The organism is Streptomyces sp. SP17BM10, from assembly GCF_036322405.1.
Classification (GTDB): domain Bacteria; phylum Actinomycetota; class Actinomycetes; order Streptomycetales; family Streptomycetaceae; genus Kitasatospora.
On the sequence record NZ_JAQYXB010000449.1, the window covers coordinates 47,446 to 53,850 of the forward strand.

At 73.2% G+C, this 6,405-nt stretch carries 6 protein-coding genes; 5 read left to right on the forward strand and 1 reads right to left on the reverse strand.

What is annotated here, in order from left to right; all coding sequences use genetic code 11:
- Positions 1–18: 18 nt before the first annotated feature.
- The gene (locus PUR71_RS05480; RefSeq protein ID WP_329925180.1) at positions 19–507 is read right to left on the reverse strand and encodes a PhzA/PhzB family protein; all 489 of its coding nucleotides are present in this window, start codon (positions 505–507) and stop codon (positions 19–21) included.
- A 246-nt stretch (positions 508–753) separates the two neighbouring features.
- Here PUR71_RS05480 and PUR71_RS05485 point away from each other — a divergent pair, with 246 nt between their 5' ends.
- From PUR71_RS05485 to PUR71_RS05505, 5 genes are all read left to right on the forward strand, one after another.
- Positions 754–1,926, forward strand: coding sequence for a 3-deoxy-7-phosphoheptulonate synthase (locus tag PUR71_RS05485; protein ID WP_329925181.1), 1,173 nt, complete (start codon positions 754–756; stop codon positions 1,924–1,926).
- A 71-nt stretch (positions 1,927–1,997) separates the two neighbouring features.
- Positions 1,998–2,657: an isochorismatase family protein gene (locus PUR71_RS05490; RefSeq protein ID WP_329925182.1), complete on the forward strand. Its 660-nt coding sequence runs from the start codon at positions 1,998–2,000 to the stop codon at positions 2,655–2,657.
- Between the two features lie 29 nt (positions 2,658–2,686).
- Positions 2,687–4,615 (forward strand): anthranilate synthase family protein, encoded by a 1,929-nt coding sequence (locus PUR71_RS05495; protein WP_329925183.1) that lies wholly within the window; start codon positions 2,687–2,689, stop codon positions 4,613–4,615.
- Positions 4,616–4,640: 25 nt separating this feature from the next.
- The gene (aroA, locus tag PUR71_RS05500; protein WP_329925184.1) at positions 4,641–5,894 is read left to right on the forward strand and encodes a 3-phosphoshikimate 1-carboxyvinyltransferase; all 1,254 of its coding nucleotides are present in this window, start codon (positions 4,641–4,643) and stop codon (positions 5,892–5,894) included.
- A gap of 13 nt (positions 5,895–5,907) precedes the next feature.
- Positions 5,908–6,405 (forward strand): chorismate synthase (locus PUR71_RS05505; RefSeq protein ID WP_329925118.1); only part of this gene is annotated, 498 nt, incomplete at its 3' end.

The following is a 6,405-nucleotide window of genomic DNA, read 5'->3' on the forward strand; positions in this document are numbered from 1 at the left end:
CCGGTGCCGTCGGCCGGTTCAGGTGGGGATCCCCTCGCGCCGGACGGCCGGCACCGGGATCCCGAGCGCGCGCAGCTGCTGGTTCGGGTTCATGAACTCCCGCTCCCGCTTGATCTTCCCGTTCTCGAACTCGAACGAGTGGATGAAGTGGTTGCGGTAGTGACCCTCCGGATAGCCGGGGAACAGGATCTTCCCCTCGCCGTCGCACTCCACCCAGAAGCGGTTCGGATCCTGCGTCTCGAAGATCTCGACGTTGGTCCACACCCAGTCCGGGAAGCACTGCAGCGACCACACCGCGTGCTCGCCCAGCCGGTCCCGGCCGTGGGTGACGATCGGCTCGCCGGTGTCGGTGGTCCACAGCCCGCCGCAGCCGTCCTCGGTGAACAGCAGGTGCCGCTTGAGGCGGTCCTCGCCCCGGGTGTTCATGTACTGCTCGACGATCGACCGGTTGTGCCGGCGGATCTCGTCGTCGTTCTGGAATGCCGGCGGCTGCTCGGCCTCGGACATCGGTGACCTCCACGGGGATCGGGGAATTCCGGCGGCCGTTCGGGGCCGCCGCACTGGACTCTGTTCGGGCGGTGGCCCGTTCGCAACGCCGGCCGCGGGACTCCGTCAAGTCGGGGCGAAGTCCGGTGCCATTTGACGGAGTCCGGGGCCGCGGCTTCTGGTCGGGCCGTTCCCTCCCGGAGAGTCGGTGCGCAGCCGCTCCGGAGATGCCGAACGGGCGGTTTCCCCTCTCCTTGGAGGCACCAGGTGCCCAGTGTCGACGAATTCCTCCGCTCGTTGCCCGCGGTCCAGCAGCCGGACTGGGCCGGTCACCCCGAACTCGGCCCGGTCAGGGGCGAACTCGCCTCGCTGCCACCGCTCGTCGCCGTCGAGGACACCGACGCGCTCCGCATGCTGCTCGCCGAGGCGGCGGTCGGCCGAATACAGATCATCCAGTCCGGCGACTGCGCCGAGGACTGGGCCGAGACCACGCCGGGCGACGTGGCCCGCAAGGCGGGCCTGCTGGAGGTGCTGGCGGGCGTCATGCGGATGACCTCGCACAAGCCGGTCCTGCGGGTGGGCCGGCTGGCCGGCCAGTACGCCAAGCCGCGCTCGAAGCCGACCGAGACCGTCGGCGACGTCGAACTCCCGGTCTACCGGGGCCACATGGTCAACTCGCCGGAGCCCGACGCCGAACTGCGGCGGCCGGACCCGACGCGAATGCTGACTGGCTATCAGTCCGCCCGTGAGATCGTCGGGTTGCTGGGCTGGGGCGGCCGGGGACGGAGCGCCCGGCCGGACACCCCGGCGTGGACCAGTCACGAGGCGCTGCTGCTCGACTACGAGCTCCCCATGCTGCGCACCCAGCCGGACGGCCGGCTGCTCCTCGGCTCCACCCACTGGCCGTGGATCGGCGAGCGCACCCGGCAGGTGGACGGCGCGCACGTCGCGATGCTCGCGGCCGTGGCGAACCCGGTCGCGTGCAAGGTCGGCCCGACCATGACCGCCGACGAGCTGCTGGCGCTGTGCGCGAAGCTCGACCCGCAGCGGACCCCGGGCCGCCTCACGCTGATCGCCCGGATGGGAGCGGACACGGTGGGCGAGCGGCTCCCCGACCTGGTCAGGGCCGTCCGCCTGGCCGGCCACCCGGTCGTCTGGCTGACCGACCCGATGCACGGCAACACCGTCAGCGGCCCCGGGGGGCTCAAGACCCGGCTGGTGACGACGGTCGTCAAGGAGGTCGTGGACTTCCACCGGGCCGTCACGTGCGCGGGCGGCACGGCGGGCGGGATCCACCTGGAGACGACGCCGGACGAGGTCACCGAGTGCGTCGCGGACCGGGACCGGCTCCACGAGGTCGGCGGCAAGTACACGAGCTTCTGCGATCCGCGGCTGAACCCGCGCCAGGCCGTCTCGGTCGTGTCCGCCTGGCTCGGCTGACGCCCGGCCACCTCCCCCAAGCCCCGAAGCGGCCGCCCCTCAACGGCAGGCCGCCCACCGAAAGGACGACCATGGCGGGCCTTCCGTCCATCGACCCCTATCCGATGCCCTCCGAGAACGACCTGCCGGCCAACACCGCGCGCTGGACGGTCGATCCCGACCGGGCGGTCCTCTTGATCCACGACATGCAGCGCTACTTCCTGCGGCCGTTCCCGGCCGACGAGTCTCCCGGGCGGCCACTGGTGCAGAACACCGCGCTGCTGCGCGAGGAGTTCGCGGCGCTCGGCGCCCAGGTCGCCTACACGGCGCAGCCCGGCGGCATGACCGCCGAACAGCGCGGCCTCCTCAAGGACTTCTGGGGGCCCGGCATGGAGGTGTCGCCGGAGGACCGGCAGGTCGTCGAGCCGCTCGGACCGGGCCCGTCCGACTGGGTGTTCACCAAATGGCGCTACAGCGCGTTCCACAAGTCGGACCTGCTGGAGCGGATGCGCGCCCACGGCCGGGACCAGCTCGTCGTCTGCGGCGTGTACGCCCACGTCGGAGTGCTGATGACGGCGGTGGAGGCCTTCACCAACGACATCCAGGCGTTCCTGGTCGCCGACGCGGTGGCCGACTTCTCGCAGGCCTACCACCGGCTGGCGCTCACCTACGCGGCCGAGCGCTGCGCGGTGGTCACCTCCACCAAGTCCCTGCTCGCCGGGCTCGCCCCGTTCGCGGAGGCCGGCCGGTGAACCAGTCGCAACACCGAGAGGAGAGCCCGATGGGGGCGGACCTGCTGGACCGGGTGCTCACCGAGCTCCCCGGCGCCTACGCCCTGCTGTACCGACCCGAGGCGGCCGGGCAGGACGTGATCGAAGTCCTGCTCGGCGAGGCCTCCGCCGTGGACACCCTCGCCGCGATCCCCGTGCCGGACGCGCCGGCGTCCGGCCCGGGGGCCGCCGCGCACGGGGGCGCCCGGCACGAGGTGCTGGCCGTCGTCCCGTACCGGCAGATCACCGAGCGCGGCTACGCCGGCGTCGACGACGGCGCGCCGCTGATCACGCTCACGGTCGCCGAGCAGGCCGCCCTGCCGCTCGCCCAGGCGCTGCGCCGGCTGCCGAACGAGCCGATCACGCTGTCCGGCGGGCGGTTCGACGTGGACGACGAGACGTACGCGGCCACCGTGCGCCGGGTCATCGACCGGGAGATCGGCAACGGCGAGGGCGCGAACTTCGTCATCAAGCGCTCGTTCGTCGCCGAGATCACCGACTACACGCCGCGCAGCGCCCTGTCGTTCTTCCGGCGGCTGGTGGAGCGGGAGTCCGGCGCGTACTGGACCTTCCTGGTCCGGGCGGGCGACCGCACCTTCGTCGGCGCCAGTCCGGAGCGGCACGTCAGCCTGCGCGACGGCACCGCCGTGATGAACCCGATCAGCGGCACCTACCGGTACCCGGCGGCCGGCCCCGACCTGGCGGGCGTCATGGCCTTCCTCGCCGACCGCAAGGAGGCCGACGAGCTCTACATGGTGGTGGACGAAGAGCTGAAGATGATGGCCCGGATCTGCGAGCGGGGCGGCCGCGTCGTCGGCCCCTACCTCAAGGAGATGGCCCGGCTCGCGCACACCGAGTACTTCATCGAGGGCCGGACCTCCCACGACGTCCGGGACATCCTGCGCGAGACGATGTTCGCCCCGACCGTCACCGGCAGCCCGCTGGAGAGCGCCTGCAAGGTGATCAGCAGGTACGAGCCCGAAGGACGGGGCTACTACAGCGGCGTGATGGCGCTGATCGGCCGTGACGAGGACGGCGGCCGCACCATGGACTCGGCCATCCTGATCCGCACCGCCGACATCGACCGCGGCGGCCTGGTGCGGATCGGGGTCGGCGCGACCCTGGTGCGGCACTCCGACCCGCAGAGCGAGGTCGCCGAGACCCGTGCCAAGGCGGCCGGGCTGCTGGCCGCGCTCGAAGCCGGGGGCACCGGCCGGTTCGCCGAGCACCCCCGGGTCCGCGAGGCGCTGGAGCAGCGCAACGCCGGTATCGCCGACTTCTGGTTGCGGGAGGGCGCGGGCCGGGCGGACGCTGCCGGCGGGGCGGGCGGCGCGGGCGGCGTGGCGGAACTGATCGGCCGCCGGGTGCTGATCGTGGACGCGGAGGACACGTTCACGTCGATGATCGGCCACCAACTCGGCGCCATGGGCCTCGAGGTGACGGTTCGTCGGTTCGACGAGCCGTACGACACCGACGACCACGACCTGGTCGTGATGGGCCCGGGCCCCGGCGACCCGCGGGACACCGGCCACCCCAAGATCGCCCACCTGCGGGCCGCGGTCTCCCGGCTCCTGCGGGAGCAGCGGCCGTTCCTCGCGGTCTGCCTCAGCCACCAGGTGCTGTCCACGCTGCTCGGCCTCGAACTGGCCCGGCGGGACGTGCCCAACCAGGGCGTCCAGAAGGAGATCGACCTGTTCGGCGCGCCCGAGCGGGTCGGCTTCTACAACACGTTCGCCGCCCGCAGCGACGACGACAAGATCACGCACCCCGAGTTCGGCGTCGTCGAGCTCAGCCGGGACGCCGCCACCGGCGAGGTGCACGCCCTGCGGGGCCGCGGCTTCGCGTCCATGCAGTTCCACGCCGAGTCGGTGCTCACCCGCGACGGCGTGCGCATCGTCGCCGGCCTGCTGACCGAAGTGGTGCGCTCGTGCGACCGCTGACCGGAACGGCCCGGGAGGTCCACCGGTGACGGCCGCCGCCCCGCCGCTCGCCGCCCGGATCCCGGGCTCCAAGAGCATCACCAACCGGGCCCTGCTGCTCGCCGCGGCCGCGACCGGCACCAGCCGGCTGCGGGCACCGCTGACCAGCGACGACACGCTCGCCTTCCGGACGGCGCTGACCGACCTGGGCGTGCCCGTCGAAACCGGCCCGCAGGACGGCCAGTGGCGGGTCACCGGGATCGGCGGCGGCCCGTCCGGCGGGGCCACGATCCGGTGCGCCGACGCCGGGACCGCCGCCCGCTTCCTGCCCCCGTTCGCCGCGACCGGCCGGGGCCGCTACCTCTTCGACGGCTCCGACCAGCTGCGCGCCCGCCCGCTGCGCCCCCTCGCCGACGCCCTGACCCGGCTCGGCGCGCGCGTCAGCGCCGGCGGGAGCGGCGGACTGCCGCTGCGGGTGGACGCCGACGGGCTGCGCGGTGGCGAACTCACCGTGGACGGCCGGCACAGCAGCCAGTTCCTCAGCGGCCTGCTGATGGCGGCGCCGCTGCTGCGCACTCCGCTGACGGTGACCGTGCGCGACCTGGTCAGCCGGCCGTACGTCGACATGACCATCGCACTGATGCGCCGCTTCGGCGCCTCGGTGACCGAGGTGGACCCCGGCGTCATCGGGATCGGCACCGGCGGATACACGGCCACCGACCTGGCCGTCGAACCGGACGCCTCGACGGCCTCCTACGTCTTCGCGGCCGCGGCGGTCACCGGGCGCGCGGTCACCGTCCCGGGCCTGGGCCGGGACAGCCTGCAGGGCGACCTCGGCTTCGTCGAGGTGCTGCGCACCGCGGGCGCCCGGGTCGAGGTCGGCCCGGACGCGACGACGGTCACCGGGACGGGGCGGCTGCGCGGCGGCTTCGAGGTCGACATGGGCGGGATCTCGGACACGTTCATGACGCTCGCCGCGATCGCCCCGCTGGCCGACGCGCCGATCACCATCCGCGGCATCGCCCACGCGCGCCTCAAGGAGTCGGACCGCATCGAGGCGGTCGCCGGGAACCTGGCCGCCTGCGGCGTCGCGGTCGAGACGCGCCAGGACCGGATCACCGTGCACCCCGGGGGCGTCCGGCCGACCCGGATCAGGTGCCACCGCGACCACCGGATCGCGATGGCGTTCTCCGTCCTCGGCCTGCGCGCGCCCGGTCTCGAACTCGACGACCCCGCGTGCGTGACCAAGACGTTCCCCGGCTTCCACGCCGAACTGCGCCGGCTGTTCCCGGCCCGCTGATGAAGGAGCTCCGTTGGGTACGTTGCGCTGGCTGACGGCGGGGGAGTCGCACGGTCCCGCACTGGTCGCGACGCTGGAGGGCCTGCCCGCTGGTGTACCGGTCACCACCGCCGTGGTGGCCGACGCGCTGGCGCGCCGCCGGCTCGGTTACGGTCGCGGCGCGCGGATGAAGTTCGAGCAGGACGAGGTGACGTTCCTCGGCGGTGTCCGGCACGGTCTGACGATGGGCAGCCCGGTGGCGGTCATGGTGGGCAACACGGAGTGGCCGAAGTGGGAGCAGGTCATGTCGGCCGACCCGGTCGACCCCGAGGTTCTCGCCGGCCTGGCCCGTAACGAGGCGCTGACCCGTCCCCGTCCGGGTCACGCGGATCTGGCGGGGATGCAGAAGTACTCGATCGAGGAGGCCCGCCCGATCCTGGAGCGCGCGAGCGCCCGTGAGACGGCGGCCCGGGTCGCGCTGGGCGCCGTCGCCCGTGCGTACCTGAAGGAGACCTGCGGGATCGAGATCGTC